At 63.6% G+C, this 23,006-nt stretch carries 26 protein-coding genes, 1 tRNA gene and 1 pseudogene; 17 read left to right on the top strand and 11 right to left on the bottom strand.

The features are described from left to right. Nucleotides 1-8 precede the first annotated feature (8 nt). A complete protein-coding gene (locus HGP13_RS05405; protein ID WP_172222459.1) occupies nt 9-647 on the bottom strand; it encodes a LemA family protein in 639 nt (212 codons plus the stop codon). 163 nt (nt 648-810) lie between these two features. Here HGP13_RS05405 and HGP13_RS05400 point away from each other — a divergent pair, with 163 nt between their 5' ends. From HGP13_RS05400 to HGP13_RS05370, 7 genes are all read left to right on the top strand, one after another. Beyond that, entirely contained in the window at nt 811-1,062 is a 252-nt protein-coding gene (locus tag HGP13_RS05400; RefSeq protein ID WP_172222456.1) for a hypothetical protein, read from the top strand. 13 nt (nt 1,063-1,075) lie between these two features. Beyond that, nucleotides 1,076-1,960, top strand: coding sequence for a pyridoxal kinase PdxY (gene pdxY, locus HGP13_RS05395; RefSeq protein ID WP_172222454.1), 885 nt, complete (start codon nt 1,076-1,078; stop codon nt 1,958-1,960). Next, on the top strand, nt 1,957-2,727 hold the full coding sequence (locus HGP13_RS05390) for a DUF429 domain-containing protein (RefSeq protein ID WP_172222452.1): 771 nt from the start codon (nt 1,957-1,959) through the stop codon (nt 2,725-2,727). The genes pdxY and HGP13_RS05390 overlap by 4 nt, the downstream gene beginning before the upstream one ends. Before the next feature lie 75 nt (nt 2,728-2,802). After that, complete coding sequence (locus HGP13_RS05385) at nt 2,803-3,195, top strand: DUF5071 domain-containing protein (RefSeq protein WP_246707290.1); 393 nt, start codon at nt 2,803-2,805, stop codon at nt 3,193-3,195. Between the two features lie 156 nt (nt 3,196-3,351). Then, complete coding sequence (locus HGP13_RS05380; RefSeq protein WP_172222448.1) at nt 3,352-3,996, top strand: carbonic anhydrase; 645 nt, start codon at nt 3,352-3,354, stop codon at nt 3,994-3,996. After that, a complete protein-coding gene (locus HGP13_RS05375) occupies nt 3,993-4,427 on the top strand; it encodes a nuclear transport factor 2 family protein (protein WP_172222446.1) in 435 nt (144 codons plus the stop codon). Before HGP13_RS05380 ends, HGP13_RS05375 begins: the two co-directional genes overlap by 4 nt. 97 nt (nt 4,428-4,524) lie before the next feature. Further along, nucleotides 4,525-6,579: a M3 family metallopeptidase gene (locus HGP13_RS05370; RefSeq protein ID WP_172222444.1), complete on the top strand. Its 2,055-nt coding sequence runs from the start codon at nt 4,525-4,527 to the stop codon at nt 6,577-6,579. Between the two features lie 160 nt (nt 6,580-6,739). Here the strand turns inward: HGP13_RS05370 and HGP13_RS05365 are convergent, their stop codons facing one another. The 4 genes from HGP13_RS05365 to HGP13_RS05350 form a co-directional block, all read right to left on the bottom strand. Beyond that, on the bottom strand, nt 6,740-8,215 hold the full coding sequence (locus tag HGP13_RS05365) for a M81 family metallopeptidase (RefSeq protein ID WP_172222442.1): 1,476 nt from the start codon (nt 8,213-8,215) through the stop codon (nt 6,740-6,742). A gap of 23 nt (nt 8,216-8,238) precedes the next feature. After that, nucleotides 8,239-9,063 (bottom strand): carbohydrate ABC transporter permease, encoded by an 825-nt coding sequence (locus HGP13_RS05360; protein ID WP_172222440.1) that lies wholly within the window; start codon nt 9,061-9,063, stop codon nt 8,239-8,241. Continuing rightward, on the bottom strand, nt 9,060-9,929 hold the full coding sequence (locus tag HGP13_RS05355) for a sugar ABC transporter permease (RefSeq protein ID WP_172222437.1): 870 nt from the start codon (nt 9,927-9,929) through the stop codon (nt 9,060-9,062). The genes HGP13_RS05360 and HGP13_RS05355 overlap by 4 nt, the downstream gene beginning before the upstream one ends. Before the next feature lie 142 nt (nt 9,930-10,071). Then, nucleotides 10,072-11,304, bottom strand: coding sequence for a sugar ABC transporter substrate-binding protein (locus tag HGP13_RS05350; RefSeq protein ID WP_172222434.1), 1,233 nt, complete (start codon nt 11,302-11,304; stop codon nt 10,072-10,074). Nucleotides 11,305-11,487: 183 nt separating this feature from the next. On the opposite strand from HGP13_RS05350, the gene HGP13_RS05345 reads away from it, so the two are divergent. Genes HGP13_RS05345 through HGP13_RS05335 form a run of 3 tightly spaced genes read left to right on the top strand, consistent with a single transcriptional unit; the run spans nt 11,488 to nt 14,254 of the window. Next, on the top strand, nt 11,488-12,258 hold the full coding sequence (locus HGP13_RS05345; protein WP_172222432.1) for an SDR family oxidoreductase: 771 nt from the start codon (nt 11,488-11,490) through the stop codon (nt 12,256-12,258). Nucleotides 12,259-12,260: 2 nt separating this feature from the next. After that, nucleotides 12,261-13,328, top strand: coding sequence for a sn-glycerol-3-phosphate ABC transporter ATP-binding protein UgpC (gene ugpC / locus HGP13_RS05340; RefSeq protein ID WP_172222429.1), 1,068 nt, complete (start codon nt 12,261-12,263; stop codon nt 13,326-13,328). A 44-nt stretch (nt 13,329-13,372) separates the two neighbouring features. Beyond that, the gene (locus tag HGP13_RS05335; protein ID WP_172222427.1) at nt 13,373-14,254 is read left to right on the top strand and encodes a MurR/RpiR family transcriptional regulator; all 882 of its coding nucleotides are present in this window, start codon (nt 13,373-13,375) and stop codon (nt 14,252-14,254) included. 156 nt (nt 14,255-14,410) lie between these two features. On the opposite strand, the gene HGP13_RS05330 is transcribed toward HGP13_RS05335, so the two are convergent. Together HGP13_RS05330 and HGP13_RS05325 are read right to left on the bottom strand one after the other, a co-directional pair. Continuing rightward, nucleotides 14,411-14,722, bottom strand: a complete 312-nt coding sequence (locus tag HGP13_RS05330) for a DUF167 domain-containing protein (RefSeq protein WP_172222424.1) — start codon at nt 14,720-14,722, stop codon at nt 14,411-14,413. Between the two features lie 7 nt (nt 14,723-14,729). Further along, nucleotides 14,730-15,026 (bottom strand): YggT family protein, encoded by a 297-nt coding sequence (locus HGP13_RS05325; protein WP_172222422.1) that lies wholly within the window; start codon nt 15,024-15,026, stop codon nt 14,730-14,732. 146 nt (nt 15,027-15,172) lie between these two features. On the opposite strand from HGP13_RS05325, the gene HGP13_RS05320 reads away from it, so the two are divergent. The 6 genes from HGP13_RS05320 to HGP13_RS05295 all read left to right on the top strand — a co-directional run bounded on the left by HGP13_RS05320 (nt 15,173) and on the right by HGP13_RS05295 (nt 18,795). Then, nucleotides 15,173-15,248 (top strand) — tRNA-Ala (locus HGP13_RS05320). 318 nt (nt 15,249-15,566) lie between these two features. Then, the gene (locus HGP13_RS05315) at nt 15,567-16,316 is read left to right on the top strand and encodes a helix-turn-helix transcriptional regulator (RefSeq protein WP_172222419.1); all 750 of its coding nucleotides are present in this window, start codon (nt 15,567-15,569) and stop codon (nt 16,314-16,316) included. Between the two features lie 513 nt (nt 16,317-16,829). Continuing rightward, nucleotides 16,830-17,888 (top strand): SagB/ThcOx family dehydrogenase, encoded by a 1,059-nt coding sequence (locus tag HGP13_RS05310; RefSeq protein ID WP_246707289.1) that lies wholly within the window; start codon nt 16,830-16,832, stop codon nt 17,886-17,888. 67 nt (nt 17,889-17,955) lie between these two features. Further along, entirely contained in the window at nt 17,956-18,207 is a 252-nt protein-coding gene (locus HGP13_RS05305; RefSeq protein ID WP_172222415.1) for a hypothetical protein, read from the top strand. Nucleotides 18,208-18,210: 3 nt separating this feature from the next. After that, nucleotides 18,211-18,450: a hypothetical protein gene (locus HGP13_RS05300; RefSeq protein WP_172222413.1), complete on the top strand. Its 240-nt coding sequence runs from the start codon at nt 18,211-18,213 to the stop codon at nt 18,448-18,450. A 27-nt stretch (nt 18,451-18,477) separates the two neighbouring features. After that, nucleotides 18,478-18,795 (top strand): hypothetical protein, encoded by a 318-nt coding sequence (locus HGP13_RS05295; protein ID WP_172222411.1) that lies wholly within the window; start codon nt 18,478-18,480, stop codon nt 18,793-18,795. A gap of 6 nt (nt 18,796-18,801) precedes the next feature. Here HGP13_RS05295 and HGP13_RS05290 read toward each other — a convergent pair whose 3' ends face one another. From HGP13_RS05290 to HGP13_RS05275, 4 genes and pseudogenes are all read right to left on the bottom strand, one after another. Beyond that, nucleotides 18,802-19,743 (bottom strand): energy transducer TonB, encoded by a 942-nt coding sequence (locus tag HGP13_RS05290; protein WP_172222410.1) that lies wholly within the window; start codon nt 19,741-19,743, stop codon nt 18,802-18,804. Continuing rightward, on the bottom strand, nt 19,740-20,207 hold the full coding sequence (gene exbD, locus HGP13_RS05285) for a TonB system transport protein ExbD (RefSeq protein ID WP_172222408.1): 468 nt from the start codon (nt 20,205-20,207) through the stop codon (nt 19,740-19,742). Before exbD ends, HGP13_RS05290 begins: the two co-directional genes overlap by 4 nt. 7 nt (nt 20,208-20,214) lie before the next feature. Beyond that, nucleotides 20,215-21,213 (bottom strand): tonB-system energizer ExbB, encoded by a 999-nt coding sequence (exbB, locus tag HGP13_RS05280; RefSeq protein WP_172222407.1) that lies wholly within the window; start codon nt 21,211-21,213, stop codon nt 20,215-20,217. A 57-nt stretch (nt 21,214-21,270) separates the two neighbouring features. Beyond that, nucleotides 21,271-22,061: pseudogene (locus HGP13_RS05275) on the bottom strand (ATP-binding cassette domain-containing protein). 273 nt (nt 22,062-22,334) lie between these two features. Here HGP13_RS05275 and HGP13_RS05270 point away from each other — a divergent pair. Further along, a complete protein-coding gene (locus HGP13_RS05270; RefSeq protein WP_172222405.1) occupies nt 22,335-23,006 on the top strand; it encodes an isochorismatase family cysteine hydrolase in 672 nt (223 codons plus the stop codon).

Raw genomic sequence — 23,006 nt, 5'->3', positions numbered from 1 at the left:
TCCGGCTATCACCCGCCCTGCTTCGTGCCGAAATCGACCTTCGGCGGCTGCATCTTGTCTTCGTCGACGGTGAAATTGGCGTAGGGCTCGTTGCTGCGGAACCAGAAGGTCGCCCACAGCACCGACGGGAACGTCTTCAGCGTCAGATTATAATCCCTGACCGCCTGGATGTAGTCGCGCCGTGCCACCGCAATGCGGTTCTCGGTGCCCTCTAGCTGCGCCTGCAGCGCGAGAAAGTTCTGGTTGGCCTTGAGGTCGGGGTAGGCCTCCGACACCGCGATCAGCCGCGACAGCGCGCTGGTCAGCCCGGCCTGGGCATCCTGGAACTTCTTGAGCGCTTCCGGATCCTTCAGCGTTTCCGGCGTCACCGTGATCTGCGTTGCCTTGGCGCGCGCCTCGACGACAGCGTCGAGCGTGTCCTTTTCATGCGAGGCATAGCCTTTGACCGTCTCGACCAGATTAGGAATGAGGTCGGCGCGGCGCTGGTACTGGTTCAGCACCTCGCTCCAGGCCGCCTTGGCGTTTTCCTCCGCCGTCGGGATCGTGTTGTAGCCGCAGCCGGCAAGCAGCGGCAGCACGATTGCCATCATCAGGAAGGCGGGCAGCGTGCGGAATGTCGATGGTCTGGCAAGGCGCTGGGCAAGCATGATGGGGTTCCTCGGTAGAAGTTGCATGCGAAGCATTACCACAATCAGCGCGCAAGAAAACGGCCTCTGCCTCTGGGGTAGGCCCCGCATCCATTGCGCTGTCGCAAGGCCCTGTGATTGGCCGCGCGAACGCGATAAGGTCCGGTCAAAACGGGACATCATCATGGCGGAACGCCACGACAGCGAGAGGGAATCGCGCCGCATCCTCGAGCGCGTTGCGCGCGAGACGGATCCGTCCGGCACCTCGTTTGTGGCGCGGACCACGAAAGGCGTGCGCGACCACGTCTCCGCGGTCGATGCCGACCGCGACGATGCGATAGAAGTCTGGGGCACCCGCATTGGCCGAACAATCGGCCTGCTTCTGACGCTGGGCCTGATGGTCTGGCTCGTGTTTTACATCATCCGGGGCAGTTAGGAATCAAAGAACAATGAGCGCCGAGCAAACCGACGCGCCGCGTGCGGTCATCGTCATTTCCAGCCATGTCGTGCGCGGTTCGGTCGGCAACCGTGCCGCCGTGTTTGCGCTGGAAACGCTGGGCTTCCCGGTCTGGGCCGTGCCCACGGTGACGCTGCCCTGGCATCCCGGCCACGGGCGGTCGACGCGCATCCTGCCGCCACTTGACCAGTTCAAGGCGCTGATGGCCGATCTCGAGCGTGCGCCATGGCTGGGCGAGGTCGGCGCCGTGCTGTCGGGCTATCTCGGCGAAGCCGGCCAGGCCGAGGCCGTCGCCTCGCTGGTCGCCGCCGTGAAGGCCAGGACGCCTGACGCCGTTTACATCTGCGACCCGGTGACGGGTGATTCGGGCGGCCTCTACGTGCCCGAGCCCACCGCCGCCGCCATGCGCGACCGGCTGATGCCGATCGCCGACATCGCCACGCCCAACCGCTACGAGCTGGAATGGATGGCTGGCGTTCCCTTGCCAGACCTCAAATCGGTGATCTCGGCCGCACTTCATGCCGGACCGTCGACCATGCTGGTCACCTCAGCACAGTCGATGATGATTGGCGGCACAGGCAATCTGCTGCTCGACGGCACCCAGGCGCTGCTCGCCGAGCACCGCCTGATTGACAAGCCGCCGAACGGCCTGGGCGACCTGACGGCGGCCGTCTACCTCGCCCGCATCCTCTCCGGCCAGCCGCCGATCAAGGCGCTGCAATCGACCACGGCGGCGGTCTACGAAATCCTGGCGCGCACCGCAAAACGCGGCGGCGACGAACTGCAGCTGGAAACCGATGCGCAGAGCCTGTCGCACCCGATGGCCATGGTGCAGCTGCGCCATCTCACGCATCCGGGGCGGGACCGCCGGGCGTGACCTCGACTGGGGTCGTGCTGGTCGGCGCCGACGGCTGCAGGGCCGGCTGGCTCGCCGTACGGTGCGCGCCCGGCATGGCGCCTTCGGTCGAGGTCTTCGCCAGTTTTGCGGCTCTGCTTGCTGCAAATCCCGACGATGCGGTTGTCGCCGTCGACATGCCGATCGGCCTGCCGGAGTTTTCCGGCAAGGGCGGGCGCGGACCGGAAGCACTGGTGCGCCCACTGCTTGGCGCACGCCAGTCCAGCGTCTTCTCGATCCCGTCCCGCGCGGCACTTTATGCTGACACCAGCGACTTCACCACAATCGAGGCCTGGTACGCCGCGCATCGCAGGGTAAGCGCGGTGGCCAGGACCACATCCGATCCGCCGCGCGGCGTTTCGATCCAGGCCTTCGGCATCTTTTCGAAAATCCGCGAGATCGACACATTGCTGATCGAGCGGCCCGATCTGCGCGGCCCTGTCTTCGAATCGCATCCGGAAGTCGCCTTCTGCCGCCTGAATGGAGACCAGGCCATGCAGCTGCCGAAGACGATCAAGGGCAGCGTCAATCCAGTCGGCATGGCGGAGCGCAAGGCGCTGCTGTGCCGGCACGGCTATGCCATGGACTTCCTCGACCAGCCGCCGCCGCGTGGCGCGGCCGCCGACGATTTCCTCGATGCCGCCGTCATGATGCTGATCGCCGGCCGCATCGCCGGCGGCAAGGCCAGGCCGTTTCCGGACCCGCCACGCGCTGACGGTTTCGGCATACCGGTCGCCATCTGGGCATAAATGAGGTGGAACGTGGCCGTTGACGTGCGTTGCCGGACCCGGGAGGGTTACCAAAGTTCTGAGGTAATCTTCCCCTTGATCGACATAAAAGGTCTTATTCCTCGCGACAAACATGACCTCGATGCCGTCACCGCCATTCGAGAAGCTGGTTACCCTGCTATCGCGCCCATCCTCGACGGGTTGATGAAATGGACGGCAGACGGCAACTGGCCCGTCGCTCGCTCTCTGGCACCTTTTCTCGCGACGCTCGGAAGGCCAATCATAGATCCGGTTCTCCGGGTTCTCCGAGGGAACGATCCCACGTTCAAATATTTCTGCCTCGTGACGATCGTCAGCACCTTACCAATCGACACGCTGAAGGCCTTGGAGATCGATTTGGAGGGACTTGCGGTCAATCCGAGCCGATTGGACAAGGCGGAAGGTGTGCACGAGGAAGCCGAGGCGGCATTGCTACGGTTACGATCCTGACATTGAATCCGATTTGGCTGAATCTCGACCGAGCCATGCACCTTGGATGGCCATTTATGGCAAGCCCTCACAATTCTGCATTGCTCGCGACCGGCTTTTACCGTTAGAGCCTTCTCGACCGCAAAGAGCTGCCGCCTCCAACCTGGAAAGCCGCCCATGCCTCATCTTCCCGACCACCTTCTCGCCGGCTATCGCAATTTCATGAATGGCCGCTACCTCACCGAGAGCGGCCGCTATCGCGAGCTTGCCCGCGAGGGGCAGGCACCGGAAACCATGATCGTTGCCTGTTGCGATTCGCGTGCGGCCCCCGAAGCGATCTTCGACGCCGGGCCAGGCGAGCTGTTCGTGCTGCGCAATGTCGGCAATCTGGTGCCGCCCTATGAGCCTGATGGTGAGTTCCATTCGACCTCGGCCGCACTCGAGTTCGCTGTGCAGAGCCTCAAGGTCAAGAACATCGTCGTCATGGGCCACGGCCGCTGCGGCGGCATCCGCGCCGCGCTGGACCCCAATTCCGCGCCGCTGTCCCCCGGCGACTTCATCGGCAAATGGATGAGCCTGATCGCGCCGGCCGCCGAAACCGTCTCGTCCAGCACCTTCATGACGGCGGCGGAGCGCCAGACGGCACTCGAGCGCATCTCGATCCGCTATTCCATTGCCAACCTCAGGACCTTCCCTTGCGTCTCGATCCTCGAAGGCAAGGGGCGGCTGTCGCTGCACGGAGCCTGGTTCGATATTTCGACCGGCGAACTCTGGGTGATGAACAAGGAGACCGGCGATTTCGAGCGGCCAGCGCTGGAATGAACGGGACAGTGCGCCAGGTGATGAACGTCCGCTTGGCCGTTTTCACGGCGGCCGCACTGCTGATAGCAATCATTGCCGCCCGCGCCGATGACGGCGCCATCATCAGCCGCTGGTATTCGGCGCTGCTGGTCGCCGACCGCACCGAACTCGCCGACCTGCTTGCCGACGATGTCCGCATCAAGCTCGATGACCTCGGCGTCGTTCAAAGCAAGCAGGAATTCATCGCCTCGCTCGACGAATGGAAAGGTGCGGTTGCCGGTGCCGCGATCCACCACCGCATCGAGAAGAGCGAGGGCGGCGTCACCACGGTGATCGCTTGCTACGATTTCCCCGACAATGACATGCTGATGCAGGAAACCTTCGCGGTGGCCGACAACCGCATAACCGCCAGCTCGCAAGCGGCAATCGCCGAAAACTGCGAGGGCTACTGACGAAAACCTGACCGCCGGCGCTGTTGCGCGCGGCAAACCAGCGCCCTACATCGGTGGTGACCACCCTTCCCCCGCCGTCATATCCGAAAGACAGCTCATGACTTCCAAAAAAGCCATCGATCTCGCCGCCCATCCGCTGACCACGTGGCAAGGGCCGCTCGGCCTGCCCGACTTTGCCCATATCGGCGACGACGATTTCTCCCCGGTCTTCGACGCAGCGCTGAAGGCGCATGAGGCCGAGATCGAGGCGATCGCCGGCAACAAGGATGCAGCGACCATCGAGAACACGCTTGAAGCGCTGGAACTCGGCGGCGAGGCGCTCGATCATGTCTCGTCGATCTTCTGGTGCCGCGCCGGCGCCCATACCAACGACACCATCCAGGCGCTGGAGCGCGACATTTCGCCAAAAATGTCCAGGCACTTCTCGGCGATCTCGATGAACGAGAGACTGTTTGCCCGCATCGACGACCTCTACCAGCGCCGCGCGAGCCTGGGCCTCGACGCCGAGACCTTGCGGGTGCTGGAGAAGACCTGGAAAGGTTTCGTCCGTTCCGGCGCCAAGCTCGATGCCGACGGCAAGAAGCGGCTGGCGAAGATCAGCGAGGACCTGTCGTCGCTCGGCACGACGTTCGGCCAGAACGTGCTCGCCGACGAGCGCGACTGGGCGCTGTTCCTCGACGAAGCCGACCTTGCCGGCCTGCCCGACTTCGTGAAGAGTTCGATGGCCGAGGCGGCCGAAATGCGCGGCCACAAAGGCCGCTACGCCGTCACCTTGTCGCGCTCGATCTATGAGCCGTTTTCGACCTTCTCGGAACGCCGCGACCTGCGCGAGATCGCCTTCCGCGCCTTCACCATGCGCGGCCAGAATGGCGGCGCCACCGACAACACCAACGTTGTGCGCGACATGCTCAAGCTGCGCGCCGAAAAGGCGAAGCTGCTCGGCTACGCCTCCTTTGCCGCGCTGAAACTCGACGACACCATGGCCAAGACACCGAAAGCCGTGCATGCGCTGCTCGATCCGGTCTGGGAAAAGGCGCTGGAGAAAGCGGCCGCCGACCAGAAGGAGTTGGAACGGCTGGCGGCGGAAGCCGGCAGCAATGAAAAATTCGCCGCCTGGGACTGGCGCTTCTACCAGGAGAAGCTGCGTGCGGAGAAATTCGCTTTCGATGAGGCGGAACTGAAGCCCTATCTGCAGCTCGACCGCGTCATCGACGCCTGCTTCGACGTGGCGACCAAACTCTTCGGCATTACCTTCGAGGAGAAAGAAGGCATTGCCGCCTGGCACCCCGACGCGCGCGTCTTCGTGGTGAAAAATGCCGACGGTAGCGAGCGCGGCCTGTTCCTCGCCGACTATTTCGCGCGGCCCTCCAAGCGTTCCGGCGCCTGGATGAGCGCGCTGAAGTCCGGCTACAAACTGGGTGGCGGCTCGAAGCCGGTGATCTACAACATCATGAACTTCGCCAAGCCGCCGGCAGGCGAGCCGGCACTGCTGTCGGTCGACGAGGCGAAAACGCTGTTTCATGAGTTCGGCCACGCGCTGCACGGCATGCTGACCGACGTCACCTGGCCATCGGTTGCGGGCACTTCGGTCAGCCGCGATTTCGTCGAACTGCCCTCGCAGCTCTACGAGCACTGGCTGACGGTGCCGGCGGTGCTGGAAAAGCACGCTTTGCACGTCAAGACCGGCAATCCGATGCCCAAGGCGCTGCTCGACAAGATGCTGGCCGCGCGGACTTTTGGTGCTGGCTTTGCCACAGTGGAATTCACCTCCTCCGCCTTGATTGACATGGCCTATCACGCACGGCCGGACGCGCCGCTGGAACCGCTTCGTTTCGAAGCCGAAACGTTGGCAAAACTCGACATGCCCGGCACCATCGCCATGCGCCATCGCACCCCGCATTTCGGCCATGTCTTCTCGGGCGACGGCTACTCGGCCGGCTACTACTCCTACATGTGGTCGGAAGTGCTCGACGCCGATGCTTTCGCCGCCTTCGAGGAAACCGGCGATCCCTTCAACCCGGCGCTGGCCGAACGGCTGAGAAAGAACATCTACGCCGCCGGTGGCTCGAGGGACCCGGAAGAGCTCTACACCGCGTTCCGCGGCAAGATGCCGTCCCCGGAAGCGATGATGGTGAAGCGCGGATTGGTGTAGGGCCAGCTAATCTCCCCCCTCGAGGGGAAGATGGCCGCGAAGCGGCCAGAGGGGGTCGGTCCGACCGGACTCGACCTCCTGCGGCAGATGCAGGTTGGCGCTCTACGCGAGACGACCCCCTCTGTCGCCTTCGGCGACATCTCCCCCTCGAGGGGGGAGATTAGCACTTCCAGGGATCCGCCACCCTCGGCCACACCGGCCGGGTCAGCTTCTTGTAATCCGTCACCGCCGGATTGCTGGGATATGAACTCGGCGCCGTGACATAGATGATCTCGGCCGCAATCGGCTCGAAGCCGGCGTAGAAATGATTGGTCGACTTGATCAGCAGGATATCCTTGCTCATCGGATCGACGCCGACGTTGGAAAAAATATCCGGCTCGAAGGTCTGGGTGCGGTTGGTGTTGAGGATGATGTCGACCTCGGTGCCCTCGATACGAACCAGCGCGGTCGGTCCGAGCGTCACCCGGCTCGGCCCGAAACTCTGCCAGCCCTCGGCAACGGCCTTCAGCACCTTGACCCGGGCGTCGATCGGCTCGCCCGCCAATGGCCCAGCCTTGCCGCCGAAGCGCAGATCGATGACGGCCCCCTCGCCCGCCGCCTGACAGAAGGTCACGGCGATCGGATCCCAGATCGTCGCCACGCCGACATTGTTCAGGCCACGTTCCAGCATGGCGCGCAGCACGACCGTGCCGTCACCGGCAACGCCGCCACCGGGATTGTCCCAGATGTCGGCGATGACCACCGGCTTGCCGGGATTCTCTGCGCGTACCGCGAGCGCCCGATCGATGCCGTCGGCTGTGTTCAGCATCGTCATCGCCGTCTTTTCGCGCAGTGCGTAAAGCTCGCGTCCTAGCCGCTCCGCCAGCGCATCGCCCTTGGCCTTGTCATTGTCGGTGATCACCAGGATGCGCGTGCCCATTTCGGGCACATCGGCCGCCATGAAACCGTGGATGACCGAGACCGACAGCACGCCGTCCTTGCCGTGCAGCGCCTTGATACGGTCGACGAAGGAGCGCATCGGCTCGCGGCTGGTCGGCAGCACCTGGATCATGCGGCAGTCGAAGGTCGAGATAACCGGCTTGATCTCGCCGCGCGCCGCCGCCAGTCCAAGCTCGACGACATGTTCGCCGCGCTCGTAGAAGTCGGTGTGCGGGAATTCGAGGAAGTAAGCCATGATGTCGGAGGCCGCCACGCGCTTCGGCGTCAGATGGCTGTGCGGATCGAACTCGGAGGCAATCACCACCTTGGGACCGACGATTGCCCGCACACGTTCCAGCAGATCGCCCTCGCAATCGTCATAGCCTTGCGCCACCATGGCTCCATGCAGGCCGAGGATGACGGCATCGACCGGGAGTGCTGCCTTCAACTGATCGAGGATCTCGTCGCGTAGCGCCTCGAAGGTCTGCCGCTGCACCAGGCCGCCCGGCTCCGCCCATGTGGCGGTGCCTTCGATGACGGTCAGGCCCTCTTTTGCCGCACGCCGACGCAAGGCGACGATCGGCGAGGAACACAGCGTCGGCGTCTCCGGATGCTTGCCTGGCCCGGCATAGAACGCCATCTCGAACGAGGCCCGGTCGGTCGGCACCGGCGAGAAGGTGTTGGTTTCCGTCGCCAGCGAGGCGGTGAAGATACGCATGTAAGCTCCGTAGTGAATGGCGGTTATTTGACCGCCCCGAGCGCCAGGCCTCGGACGAGGTAGCGCTGCAGCCAGATGAACAGGATCGCCACCGGCAGTGTCGCCAGCAGCGTCGCCGCCATGACGTGATGCCATTCGATCGTGTAGCGGCCGGCGACCAGCGAGAACACCTGGATCGGCAGCGTATAGCTCTCCTGGCTGCGCAGCATGGTCAGCGCCACGACGAACTCGTTCCAGGCGTTGATGAAGGTGAAGATCGCCGTCACCGCGATCGCCGGCAGGCAGAGCGGCAGGAACACCTTGCGCAGCGTCAGCCAGCGGCCGGCGCCTTCCATCCAGGCCGCCTCCTCGAGATCGCGCGGGATGGTGTCGAAATAACTCTGCAGCATCCACACCGTGAAGGCGACGTTGAAGGCCATGTAGATGAAGCCGAGCGCCGTGGTCGATTCGACCAGCCCCCAGGCCGCCATCAGCCGGAACAGGCCGAGCACCAGCACAATCGGCGAGATCATCTGCGAAATCAGCAGGAACTGCCGGAAGGCGCCGTAGCCGGCAAAGCGAAAGCGCGACATGGCATAGGCCGCCGGCACCGAGATGAGGATGGCGCCGACAGTGGCGATGATCGAGACGTAGAGCGAATTGGCCAGCGCCTGGCCGAAGCCGGTCGCCACCCACATGTCGGCAAAATTCGACCAGCGGAACTCGCTCGGCCACCAGGTCGGCGACAGCACCTCCTGCCGCGGCTTGACCGCGGTCAGGAACATCACCGCAAAGGGAAAGATCGTCACCACGATCAGCGGAGCCAGGAGCAGCCAAGCGATGACGGTGCGCTTCAGTTTGCTTGTCATGCGCGCTGCTCCCGCATGGCGAGGCGAACATAGATCATGGTGAAGACCAGCAATATGGCGAACATCACCAGCGACACCGCAGATGCCTCACCCAGTTTGCCGATGCGGAAGGCGAGCTTGTAGAGGTGGGTGACCAGGATGTCGGTCGAGTTGGCCGGCCCGCCCTGCGTCATCACCCAGATGATCGGGAACGAATTGAAAACGTAGATGGTATTGAGCACGATGGCGATGTTGATGAACGGTTTCAGCAGCGGAAAGGTGATCTCACGGAACTCCTGCAGCGCCGTCGCTCCTTCGAGCGCCGCCGCCTCGTAGAGATCGTCCGGGATCGACGACAGGCCGCCGAGGAAGATCGTTGTGGTGAACGGCACCGTCACCAATATGCCGATCAGCACCTGCATCGGAAAGGCCGTGCTGGCCTGCGCCAGCCACTGGATGTTGTGGTCGATGATACCGAGGCCAAGCAACGCCGAATTCAGCATGCCGCTTTCGCCGCTCAGCGCCCAGCGCCAGACCACCGCCGTCATGGTCAGCGACACCGCCCAGGGCAGCATGATGATGACACGGGCGATGCCGCGGCCGTAAAAATCGGTGTTGAGGATCATCGCCACCGGCACCGACAGCAGCAGCGCGCCGCCGACCACCAGCACGGTCCACAGGCCGGTGCGCCAGAGTGCCGCGATGAAATCGGGATCGGCGGCGAGTGCCGCGAAATTGGCAAGGCCGCTGAACTCGCGCAACTGGCCGAAGCGGTTGACCTCATGCGTCGAGATCTGGATCAGGTCCCAGACCGGCCAGAAGATGACGACCGCCGCCAGGAACAGGCTGGGCAAGGTCAGGAGATAGGGCAAGAAACGATTTTGCATCGGCTGGCCTGCGCCTCGGCGCGTGGATCAGAAGTTTCTATGCGAATTTCGGATCGGGAAACCAAGGGAGTGGCGCGCCCCGCCTGAGTCTGGGGCGCGCCACGGGCGCAGGGAGATACGCCCTATTTCTTGAGCATGGCCCCTATTTCTTCAGCACTGCATTGGCTTTGGCTGCCGCGTCCTTCAGGCCGGCCTCTGGGTCGCCGCCGAGATAGATCTTCTGCATGGCGTCCGAGGTGATCTGGGCGACTTCTTCCCAGCCCGGAATGACCGGCGCGAAGCGGGCGTCGGGCAGCAGCGCGGTGAAGGCGGCCAGATCGGCGTTGTTAACGTAATAATCCATCTTGGCCTCTTCCTTGTTCACCGGCAGGAAGCCTTCGCCTTGCGTGAACTTGGCGCGCTGCTCCGTGGTGAACAGGAAGTCCATCAGCTTCCAGGCCTCATCCTTGTTCTTGGAGTTCTTGAACATGATCATGGAATCGGTGACGCCATAGGTGCCGCGCGCGCCGGTCGGGCCGGCCGGAATGGCGGCGACGCCATATTTCAGGCTCGGTGCCTCATCCTTGATCTGGTTGGACAGGAACGGCGCGGTGATCATCATGCCGACCTTGCCCTGCTTGAACAGGTTCTGCACATCCTCGCGGTTGTTGGAGGTGACGCCGGGCTCGGTCAGCCCCTCGTCGATCATCGACTTGTAGAGCTTGGCGGCTTCGAGCGCGCCCGGCGTGCCGAGACCCGACGTGCCGTCCTTGTTGAGGATTTCGGTGCCCTGCGACCACATCGCATAGTAGTAATAGACGTCGGTCTCGATCTCCTTGCCCTGCAGGCCGAACCCAAAGGCGCCGGTTCCCAGCGCCTTGATCTTGCGGGCATCGTCCTGCAATTCCGTCCAGGTCGCCGGCGGCTTGGCGATGCCGGCCTTCGCGAACAGGTCCTTGTTGTAATACATGGCGCGCGCCGAGGCGGCGATCGGCAGGCCGTAGGTCTTGCCGCTCATGATCGAGGGCGACAGGAAGGTGTCGATGAAGCGGCCTTTGAATTCAGGCGTGATGTAGCCGTCGAGCGGCTCGGCGACGTCCTGCTGGACGAAGTCGATCAGCCAGCGCGTGCCGATGATCGAGAGGTCCGCATTGGTGCCGGCGGTGATGTCGGTGGTCAGCTTCTGCAAGAGCACATCCCACGGCACGACTTCGAACTTGACGGTGATGCCGGGATTCTTGGCTTCGAATTCCTTCTTCACCGCTTCGAAATACGGGCCGGTCTTGGCGCTGTATTCGGCGACGGTGACGCGCACTTCACCCGCATTTGCCTGCGCCGCGAAGGCCAGCATGCTCATTCCGGCCATCAGGCCGACAGTCCATTTGGCAAGGCTCATCTGATCTCTCCCATTTATTCCCGGTATTTGCGCTCCTTGTGCCGATGGCTGGCACAAGATTTATGTGACTTTCCTACATTATCGAGGAATTTACGGCATGCAAGCGGATTATCATGTTGCTTAATTACATTCCATTCATTAGCCTGTCGACATCTGCCTGACCCTGCCGGAGGAGCGAGCGCCGTGGTTTCGAAAGCCGAATTCGAGGGCCGCACTGTCGTTGTCACCGGCGCCGGCGGCGGCCTTGGCTCGGCGATCGTCGCATTGCTGGCCGGAAGGGGCGCGCGGGTGGTCGGCTGCGACCAGTCGCAGGAGGCGCTGGCGAGCCCGCACCTCGCATCGCGCCATGTCTTCAACCTTCTCGACCGGGCTTCGATCGAGGCGGGGATCACAGCCGTGCTCGACAAAGACGGCGTGCCCGACATCCTGATCAACAATGCCGGCTGGACACGCGCCGAGACGATTTCCGCGCTCAACGCCGACAAGATCGAGCACGAACTCGACCTCAATTTGACCGGGGTGATGATTTTCGCCGACCCTATTGTGAAGGCGATGGCGGCGCGCGGCTCCGGCAGCGTCGTCTTCATCTCCTCCGTCAATGCCATCGCGCATTTCGGCAACCCTGCCTATGCCGCGGCCAAGGCCGGCATCAACGCCTATGCCAAGTCGGTCGCCGTCGAGCTCGGCCGCAGCGGCGTGCGCGCCAATGTCGTCTGCCCCGGATCGATCCGCACCGCCGCCTGGGACCATCGCCTCGCCAAGGGCCCGGAAATCCTCGGCAAGCTCAAGCGACTCTATCCGCTCGGCCGCATCGTCAACGCCTCGGAAGTGGCGGAAGCCGTGGCTTTTCTTGCCTCGGATCGCGCATCGGGCATAACAGGCGTGGTGATGCCCGTGGACGCCGGGCTGACCGCCGGCTGCCTGCCGTTCATCGACGACATATTGGGAGCGTGACCATGACCGACGTCCTGTTTCGCAACCTGTCGAAATCCTTCGGGCAGCACAGGATTCTCGAGGATATCAGCCTCGACATCAAAAGCGGCGAGTTCGTCGTGCTGGTAGGCCCGTCCGGCTGCGGCAAGTCGACCTTGCTGCGCATGCTGGCCGGCCTGGAGACGATCAGCTCGGGCGATCTGCTGATTGGCGGCACGCGCGCCAACGATCTGCCGCCGCAGCAGCGCAACATCGCCATGGTGTTCCAGTCCTATGCGCTGTTCCCGCATCTGAAAGCCTCTGACAATATCGGCTTCGGCCCAAAGATCCGTGGCGAGAACCGCGCGGCGATCGAACAGAAGGTCAAGAAGGCGTCCGGCGTCCTCAACCTCTATTCCTATCTCGACCGTTATCCGCGCCAGCTCTCGGGCGGCCAGCGCCAGCGCGTCGCCATGGGCCGCGCCATCGTGCGCGAGCCTTCGGTGTTCCTGTTCGACGAGCCGCTCAGCAATCTCGACGCGCAGTTGCGCGTGCAGATGCGCACCGAGATCAAGGCGCTGCACCAGCGGCTGAAATCGACCATCGTCTACGTCACCCACGACCAAATCGAAGCCATGACCATGGCCGACCGCATCGTCGTGATGGACCGTGGCCGGATCCAGCAGGTCGGAGCACCGCTCGAGCTCTATGACAAACCGGCCAACAAGTTCGTCGCCGGCTTCCTCGGCTCGCCGTCGATGAGCTTTGTCTCCGGGGCCCTCAAGTCGACGTCTGACAAAACCTGGTTCGAGTCGGCCGGTGGCGGCCGGCTTGCGCTTGCCGGCAAGGCGGTACCGGCAGGCAGCGCCGTGGAGGCTGGTATTCGGCCTGAGCACTTCATCATTGGTGAGGCCGCCGACGCCATGGCCATCAAGGTGGATGTCGTCGAGCCGACCGGCTCGGAAACCCATGTCTATGGCGCCATCGGCGCTGACACGGTACGCGCCGTGTTCCGTGACCGAGTGCCGGTCAGGCCAGGTGATGTGCTGCCGGTCTCGGTCGATCCCGGCAACATCCATCTGTTCGACAAGGCGACGGGCCTGCCGCTATAACGGCTACCCTGCGAAGGCAATGGCATGAAGACGAAGCGACAAATATGAAGACGCCGGCCGACATCATCACGCGTCTGCAGCTGATGTCGCAGGACGGCACCAAGTCGGATCGCCGGCTGGCCAGCCTTGTGCTCTCCGATCTCGATTTCGCCTCCAAGGCGGCGATCTCCGAGATTGCCGCGCGCGTCGGCGTCAGCGAGCCGACGGTCACCCGCTTCTGCCGCAATCTCGGCTGCGAGGGCCTGCGCGATTTCAAATTCTACCTGGCGCAGGCGATCGCCATTGGCGGCCAGTACCTGTCGCCCGAGCCGCTGAGCCGCGACGCGCGTGAGCAGCGTATCGCCACCGCCATCACCGAAGCGGCGATCTCGGCCATCCAGCGCGCCAGCGAGAACCTCGACATGACGACGCTGGTCGCCGTCGCCGAGCGGCTCGCGACGTCGGGCAATGTGCTGTGCATCGGCTCCGGCGGCATCTCCTCGATGATGGCGACCGAAATGCAGAATCGGCTGTTTCGGCTCGGCCTGCCGGTCCTGGCGCAGATCGACGGCCAGTTGCAGCGCATGTATGCCGCCGTTGCCACGCCAGAAACCACGCTGGTCGCCTTTTCCGTCTCAGGCTATGCGCGCTCGGTCATCGAGGCGGTGCAGGTCGCCCAGCAGTATGGCGCCACCACGGTCGCCATCACCGCACCCGATTCGGCGCTGGCCAAGGCCGCCGACACGATCATCCATTTACAGCCGCTCGAGGACGGCAACATCTACAAGCCGACATCGTCGCGCTACGCGCTGCTGGCGATCGTCGACATGATCGTGACATCGGTCGCCGAGACGCGCGGCCCGAAGGTTCTGGAGAATTTGCGCCGCATCAAGCAGAGCGTGAACACGTTGAAGGTCGACGACCCAAGACTGCCGCTGGGCGATTGAACGCGAGCCGGGTGATCGCGCCCGGCAAAGCCCCCCTCACCCGGATTGCCAACCGAATTGCAAAGGGCAATTCGGGACAATCCGACCTCTCCCCGAGGGGAGAGGAGCCGTCAGCGCCGAGACGGATGAGGGGGCGCGGCCTGGCCGAACTGGGCACTATAGGTAGAGCGTCTCAACAGCCTTCGCCAAAGCCTCCGGATCGCCCGCTATGCGCAGTGTCTTGAGCCGGGCCGTGCCGCCGGCGACGACCGAGACGGACGATGCCGGCACGCCGAGCGTCTTGGCGACCAGCTTCTCCAGTGCCTGATTGGCGGCGCCGTTCTCCGGCACGGCACGGACCCGCGCCTTCAAATGGCTTCGTCCGTCCACCGATGTCTCGACGCCGTCCAACCTGTCGACGGAAGACTTTGGTGTCAGCCGCACGAACAGGTCGATGCCGTTTTCGCGGATGCGCAACGGCGCGCTCATGCGGTCGTCAAGCGCCCAGCAACAGCGGCGCTATCGTGGTGAGAATGAACTGCCTGAGGAAGAACAGGATCAGCAGCAGGATGATCGGCGAAATGTCGACGCCGCCAAGGTCCGGCATGAAGCGGCGGATCGGCCGCAGCGCCGGCTCGGTCAGCCGATAGAGCATGTTGCCGATGCTGCCCACGAACTGGTTGCGCGAGTTGACCACGTTGAAGGCGTAGAGCCAGGAAAAGATCGCCGAGGCGATGATGACCCACCAGTAGAGGTCGAGCGCCATGACGATGGTTTGAATGAGGGCGAGCATGCCGGTCTCCAATTGTTGCCGACATGTAGCCATTGCGCGCCAAACCGGCAAGGGCCGGCAGTCACCGCGCCAGACAACAAGGATTTCGGCCAAACGCCGCCTTGACAGAAATCCGCCGCGCCCGATAAATGCGCCATCCGTTGGACGGGGCTGTAGCTCAGCTGGGAGAGCGCGTCGTTCGCAATGACGAGGTCAGGAGTTCGATCCTCCTCAGCTCCACCATCGGAACAATCGATTTTCCGCTTTTCTGCCGCGCTGCCAAGGCGCAAACGGCATCGGGATGCAGCGCTTAGCGCCAATGTCATCCCAAAAAAAAGGCCATATGCGATTTCGTGCGAGTCCGATGCAAGGCAATTGTCAATTGGACTTATGGCGATGACCGCTCGCTGGATCGGCGCTATTTTTTTTGGAAGCCGTCCCATTAGACTGGCGTTCTCAAATCAGTTTTTTCTGTGTGTTGTGACTAGGCGTTTCGGGGGGCGACCGAAGGCGCTATAGGGATTCCGTCGAAACGAAGAATTCGCCTGTGAAAGCAAAGACGTGTCCATTCGCGAGAACCTCGCTGCAAATCTCAGACGGCTCTGCAAGGACCATGCCTCCGTTAGCGCGGTATGCCGTGAGTTGGGTATCAACCGCACGCAGTTCGAACGCTACCTGCAGGGGCAGACCGTCCCGAACAAGGCCACGGCCAAGCTGATCTGCGACTACTTCCGCATCGACGAGGCCGAACTGTACCGGGACCCTGGTACCCCCGAGCCCAGGGATCCCGGCCTGCCGCCGATTTCCGAAAGCCTGTTCAACCAGATGATCCGCCCACCCACCCCATCGATCGCGGGCGGCACCTATTTCACCTACTTTACGATCCCGGGCCGCCCCGACCTGTTGATGCGGTCGGTGACCTTCGTGCGGCGCGAGGCCGAACTGGTCACATTCCGCCGGGTCACCGGATGGTCGGAGCGCCGGGGCTCGACATGGGCGCGGGCGCGCGGCAACCACTATGGCGTGGCGATCTCGCGCCTTAACTGGATCTATTTCAGCGGCGTCAACCGTCGCCAGACCGGCGAACCGTCCCTGATCTCCGTGCAATGGGCTCCCATCTCCGAGCCGGTGCTGACGGGCAAGGCCATGCTTTTGACCGAGGCTGGGCCGGCATTCGTGTCCGTCATCATGCGGCAGGATATGTCCGGTATCCGGACACGGCATGCGATCCGCATGGCGCATGTCGTCAAGCTTGACGACCCGGGAATCGATCAACTCGTCGTCAGCCTCGCCCGGGACGGGCTGGGCTGAAGCTCGTCGCGTCGCAATCGACGCGGCGACGCGCTTCAGGTCTTTGTTTCCATGGATGTCGTCTCCTCAGAGCCGGGGGCACCTTTGCGCGACGTGCGCCAGCCGATCGCTTACGCTAAATAAGAATAAGAATACCCCGAAAAAGCGTATGCTAGCGATTGCCTACTCCATATTTGAGCAAAATCGATATTTTAGACTTTACCACCAAGAAAGATATTTTAGATCACATTGGCTTTACTACAATTTTAACAAACCATTAACTCTTCCGACCTTACCTTTCCTCTCGCGGATCCCACTGTCGGGATCTTTCAACAGATCCCATTGGGGGGTCGGGAAAGGGACAAAAATGGCCAAGAAAGTAACCAATGCCCCGAAGCTGACGGTCGCCGCAGGCACGCAGACCGTCTTCTTCTCGCAGGGCATGCACTACAACAAGCGCTGAAGTCGTTCGGCGCCGATCGGCTTTCGCCTGTCGGCGCCTCACACGCGAAAACGGCATTCAGCATCATGAAAATGCGCTCTTCAAAAACGCTTGTTTTCTATCCCGGGACCAACAAGGTCACGGCCTGCAACTTCCTGACCAGAAGCGTCTTCGAATGCAGCCCCGAGGTGATCGGCCTTCTTGCATCGTGGGACGAATGGGCCTCGACGGCGGAAATCGCACGCGCCCACGGATGGTCGAAGTCCGACCTCAACGCCGTCGTCCCGCAATTGCTTGATTTTTCTGCCCTGGTCACGCCCGGCTCGCCGCTGGCCGAACAGGAAACAAAATTTTCCGGACAGTGGAGGTGGGGCATCCCGACCGCGCTGATGCATTTCTGCGTCCAGGACGCCGAGTTCATGACTATTGAACAGGCCGAGACACAACAGATCGACCGCGCCGGGCACGTCGCGCAGCCCGACCTCGTGCTCAAGAATGCCATGGGCGCCATTGCGCTGCCGAACGCGCTCGACGACAACGAACTTCTGAGCCTGATGGCGCGGCGCCGCACCAACCGCACCGCGGCCGCGCCCACCATAACCGCGCAGCAGCTCTCCGACTGCCTGTTCGCGGGCATGGGTATCACCGGCGAGACCAGCAATTGCGTCAGCGCCCTGCCGCTGGGCATGACCCCTTCGGGCGGCGCCCGGAATCCCTATGAGGCCTATGTGGTTGCGCTTGGCGTCGAAGGGCTGGAGCCCGGCGTCTATCACTATTCAGCCGCCGACCACGACCTTGGCAGGATCTCGGCCAACCATCTGCCGAAGATCTCCGAACTGGTCGGCGGGCAGGAATGGGCTGATGCCATGCCTTGCCTGATCCTGCTTTGCGCCAGGCTCGAACGCACCATGTGGAAATATGAAGATGCCAACGCCTATCGCGTCGTGCTGATCGAGGCTGGCCATATCGGCCAGAACATGATGCTGGCGGCGACCAGGCATGGTCTGTCGGCCTGCCCCACGGCAGCGCTCAGCCATTCGCCGATCAAGCATCTTCTCGGCCTCGACCGTCTTACCGACGCGCCCATCTATGCGTTGACACTCTCGACCCCGGAACCAAGCCCGCATTCAGCGGGTCAGTCGATTAATTAGCCGTCTTATTATGCTTGTTGTAGCCAGTACGCGTTCCCTGAGTTCCACCATGTGACAGGAGCAGACCGTGTCAAATCAGACCCTACGTCAGTCAGAGATCGATAGCCTTCAATATATCGCATCGATGAGCAATGAGCTGGTGCAGATGGCCGAAGCAAGCCGTTTCCCCATGATCTCCTATCTCTTGGGCATGGCCTATGCCGAAGCCTTCGATGTCCTGCGCGGCGCGCGGCCGGCAAGGCATGCGCAGCTCAGCGGCAACCCGATGCAGCCCAAGCTGAATGCAAGGGAAAGCCACGCTCAGCCAAGGAGAGCGTAGCGGATGCAACCGTCAGCCTTGTGCGCGCCGGCCGGCTCGCGGCCGAACCGGTGGGAGACCGTCTGTGCGCTGCAAAGCCTGCTGCCGCTCTTGAAAAAGGCCGCCGCCGATCTTGGCCGCGCTGACATGGTCTACTGGTTCGAGCAGGCCGACGCAGAGCTTGCCAACATCATCAGGGGCCGGCCATCCGACTCCGCCGCGATACCCCCCTTGATCGCCCGCAGCCCACAAAATTCACATTGACCATAAAGACTTGAGGGGGACCCGCCAATGAACATGATCGCACCCATCAGGAGCGCTGACGCCAGCGAGAGCGTCTTCGGCCAACTCCAACATTTGATCGCCAGCCGGCCGGGTTCACCGGATGCGGCGCGCGTCCAGGCCCGGCACCTGATTTCCCTGGCGATGGCCGACACCTGGCAGGCCGACAGCCTCTGGGGCGCGGCGGACGCCTTTCACATCCATTTCGATTTCATGATGCAGACCATCGAGATCAATGGCGCCGACGACCCGAACCTCAGGACGCTGCGTACGAAATGCCGCTTCTACCTGGAGCAGGTCGAAGCGCTGTGCCAGTCGATGAGCTGAACCGCTCTAATCCCGCAAGTTGAACACGAACGGCGCCGTGCGGCTGACGCGCGAGCCGAGTTCCGGCGGCGGTGCCGGCACCGTTGCGCCCTGCAGCACGGCGAGCGCGGCGCGGTCGAGGTCAGCATCGCCTGAAGAACGCGCCACGCGCGCCAACATTACCCGTCCGGAGGAATCCACCGTGAAGGTCACGTTCACATTGCCCTGCGCGCGCCTGGATTTCGCGGCGCTGGGATAGCGCTTGTGCCGATTGATCCATGCCGTCAGGCGGGATTCCCACTTGGCCGGGCTGACACCTGAAACCCCGCTCGCCGATTTCGGCGCGGCCGCACTGGCCGCCGACTTTGTCTCCGCGCCTGCGTTGGCTACCGTCTTTGCCGGCTCGGCTTTTTCCTTCCTTGGCTTCGGCTTGGGCTTTTCGGCCGGCTTTTTCGCCTTGGCCTGGATCGGTTTCTTCTTCCTGGGCTCCTCGACCGGCTTTGGCTGCGGCAGCGGAACGACAACCTCTGGCGCCGGAGCCTCGACAACCTCGGGAATGACCTCATCCGGTGGCGGCTGATCGACCGGTCCCGCCTCGGTTGTCTGGGTCGGCTCGGTCTCGTCGGGCGGCACCGTGTCCGGTTGCTCGGCCGCCGGTTCGGTCACTTTCTCGGGCTCAGCCTCGGCGACCTTTTCGGTCTCCTCGACGGGTTCGGTCTGGTCGGGCATCGGCTCATCCAGCATCGCGGCCTGTTCCGGCACGGCCGGCGTCACCACCATCGGTGCCATTTCGATCACCGGGGCCGGCGGCGGCCCGCCATCCGTCTCGATCGGGCTAAAGCTCTGCACCGCATAGGCGACCGCGACGTGGGCGCCAAGCACCAGAACCGCCGCACCTGTCCACAGGCCAAGATCGCGCCAGCCGAAGCGCGACAGCTGTACCGTGGGCAAGGCGGCGGACTGCGTCATGGCGCGGCCGCCGCCGCTGGAACGGGTGCCGGGGCGTCGGCCGTGGCCGCCGTCTCCAGGCCGACCAGCGCGATCTTCAGATAGCCGGCGCCGCGCAGCAGGTTCATGGCCTCCATCAGGTCGCCATAGGCGACCGCCTTGTCGGCGCGCAGGAAGATGCGCGTCTGCTTGTCACCCTTGGTCTTGGCGTCCAGCGTGGCGGCAAAGTCCGGGCGCGGCACGGCGTCGTTGCCGATCGCCAGCGTGTGGTCATCCTTCAACGTCAGGAACAGCGGCGTTTCGGGCCGGGGCGCCGGTGTTGCCCTCGAGTCCGGCAGGTCGACATTGACGTCAACCGTCGCCAGCGGTGCGGCGACCATGAAGATGATCAGAAGCACCAGGATGACGTCGATGAAGGGCGTGACGTTGATCTCGTGGCTCTCCTCGAGATCGTCGTCCATGGTCTGTCGGATCCTGCTGGCCATGGCGTCGCTACTCCGCCGCCAGCGCCGTCGCCGGCGCGACCGTGCGGAAATCCAGGTCGCGGCTGACCAGGCGTTCGACGCCCGCCGAAGCATCGGCGAGGATCTGCCGGTAGCCGGCTATCGAGCGGGCGAAGACGTTGTAGATCACCACCGCCGGAATTGCCGCGACGAGGCCCATGGCGGTGGCCAGCAGCGCTTCGGCGATGCCCGGCGCTACCACGGCGAGATTGGTGGTCTGCGCCTGCGAAATGCCGATGAAGGCGTTCATGATGCCCCAGACGGTGCCGAACAGGCCGACGAAAGGCGCCGTGGAGCCGATTGTCGCCAGCACGCCGGTGCCACGCGACATGCGCCGCGACGCCGCCGCCTCGATGCGCGACAGCCGCGAGATGACTCTTTCCTTCAGCCCGTCGCCTCCGACATGGTCGAGCGCACCGGCCGAGAGTGCGGCCTCTTCCTCCGCCGCCCGCACCAGAAGCGCACCGGGGCCGCCACTACGGTCGAGCGCGCGGCTCGCCTGCTTCAGCGTCGCGGCCTCGCCGATCGCGCGCACGGCACGGCTGATGCGCAGCTTGCCGCCAAAAATCTCCAGCGATTTGGCCAGCCATATCGTCCACGTGACCAGAGAGGCAAAGGCCAGTCCGACCATCACCGCCTTCACGATGATGTCGGCGGCCATAAACATGCCCCATGGCGACAAATCGTGGGGCAGGCCCAGTTCCATCGCCCCCGTCGGCGCAGCCCCGGCCGGCGCTGCCGTGGCCGGCTGGCCGGCTGGCTGTGCTGGTGCCATCATGGCTGGTGCCGCCCGTGTAGCGGGCGTAGGTGTGGTGGATGCCGGTGCAACGGGCGCCGGTGCGAGTGCAGCAGCAGGTGCCGCCGCCGCGGGCGCCACAGGGCCCTTGGCCGCAGGAGCAACGCCGGCCGGTTGCTCCTGGGCCGTCGCAATGCCACCCACCAGGATCACCGATGCGACCAACGCCGCCGACAAACGCGTTCTAGACAACAGCTTCTTCCTTGTTCTCACAGCAGCCAGCCGCATCCGCCACCGCATGAAATCTCGTCACTGCACATAGCCGACGCGTTGGCCGGTGACCGGATGCGCGAACACGCCCATCTCCACGCCGAAAATGCCCTTGAGCACGTCACCGCGCATGATTTCGCCAGGCGTGCCGCGGGTCAGCAGCTTGCCGTCCTTGAGCGCGATCAGCTCGTCGCAGTAGCGGGCCGCCATGTTGGGGTCGTGCAGCACGACGACGACGCAGAGGTCGCGTTTGCGGCTGAGCTCCTTGACCAGCCCCAGCACCTCGACCTGATGGGCGATGTCGAGCGCCGAGATCGGCTCGTCGAGCAGCATGACGCCGGCATTCTGCGCCACCAGCATGGCAAGCCAGGGCGCTGCCGTTCGCCGCCGGACAATTCGTCCACCAGCCGCTCGGTGAAACCGTCCATGTCGGTCAGCACAAGCGCTTCCTCGACATGCCGCCTGTCTTCCCTACCGAAGCGGCCAAGCGCGCCATGCCAGGGGTAGCGGCCGAGCGTTGCCAGTTCGCGCACCGTGAGGCCGGTTGCCGCCGGCGTCGTCTGCGGCAGATAGGCGAGCGCACGGGCGAGCTCGCGGGCGCCCCATTGCGGCAGCGGCCGCCTGGCAAAGGTGATGGCGCCCGAACTTGCCGGCTGCTGGCGGGCCAGCAGCTTGATCAGCGTCGACTTTCCCGAACCGTTGTGGCCGATCAGCCCGTAGACGCGCGAGCGCTGCAATTCGAGCGGGACCGGACCGAGCAGCGTCCGCTCGCCGACGGCAAACCGCACCGCGTCGATATGAAAGGCAGTCTCGGCTCCAGCCACGGTCATCGTTTTCTCCGGTGCGGCCGCCCGCATTTCCAATTTCTGGCCTCGGCAGTCCGATGTCCGGTTCACTAAGAAACATGATCTTACTAGTCAACATTGAAGATGACTGCACCAATCAACAAATCGCCGTGACGGGCACATAGCGAGCGGGCGCGCGGCATCAGCCCGACAAGCTCCCCGGCGCTCGACGCCTTCGCGTTCAGACCGCCGCCCGCTAGACGGCCGCGGCTTCGCCGGTCAGGATGGGCCTCGCAGTCGGCGAGGAGAGAGCCACCAATGATCAAGGCAACGCCCTTCGACTATCCCTATGACGGCAAGCTGGTGGCCGAGAACACAGCACTTGTCGTCATCGACCTGCAGCAGGATTTCCTGTCGACGACGGGCTACTTCGCCAGACAGGGATATGACCCCTCGCCGCTGCGGGCGATCCTGCCGGCCGTGAGCCGGCTGATATCGGCCGCGCGCAAGGCTGGCGTCAGGATCATCCACACAAGGCAGGGCTACCGCGCTGACATGGCCGACATGACGCCCTACGAGAAATGGCGCCGCAAGCGCTCCGGTCTCGACGGCACCGACATCCTGCTGCGCTCGGGCGCCGGATTCCAGATCGTTCCGGAGATCGACGTCACGCCTGACGACATCATCGTCGACAAAACCTGCAACAGCGCCTTCACCTATACGGATTTCGAGCTCGTGCTGCGCGTGCAAGGCATCACGCATCTGATGTTTTCCGGATGTACGACCGATGTCTGCGTCCACACCACGCTGCGCGAAGCCTGCGACCGCAACTTTCAGTGCCTGACGATCCCGGATGCCTGCGCCAGCGGCGACAGACAAGCGCATGAGGCGGCGCTGCACATGGTGACGGTCGAGGATGGCGTCTTCGGTGTGCTGGCCGATTCGGCTGCCGTCATCGACGGCCTGTCGCGGCTTGGCGACAGGCGTTAG

It is taken from the genome of Mesorhizobium sp. NZP2077 (assembly GCF_013170805.1).
GTDB lineage: Bacteria > Pseudomonadota > Alphaproteobacteria > Rhizobiales > Rhizobiaceae > Mesorhizobium.
The sequence above is the reverse complement of the archived record's forward strand: the minus strand, read 5'-3'. Positions and strand labels throughout refer to the sequence as shown.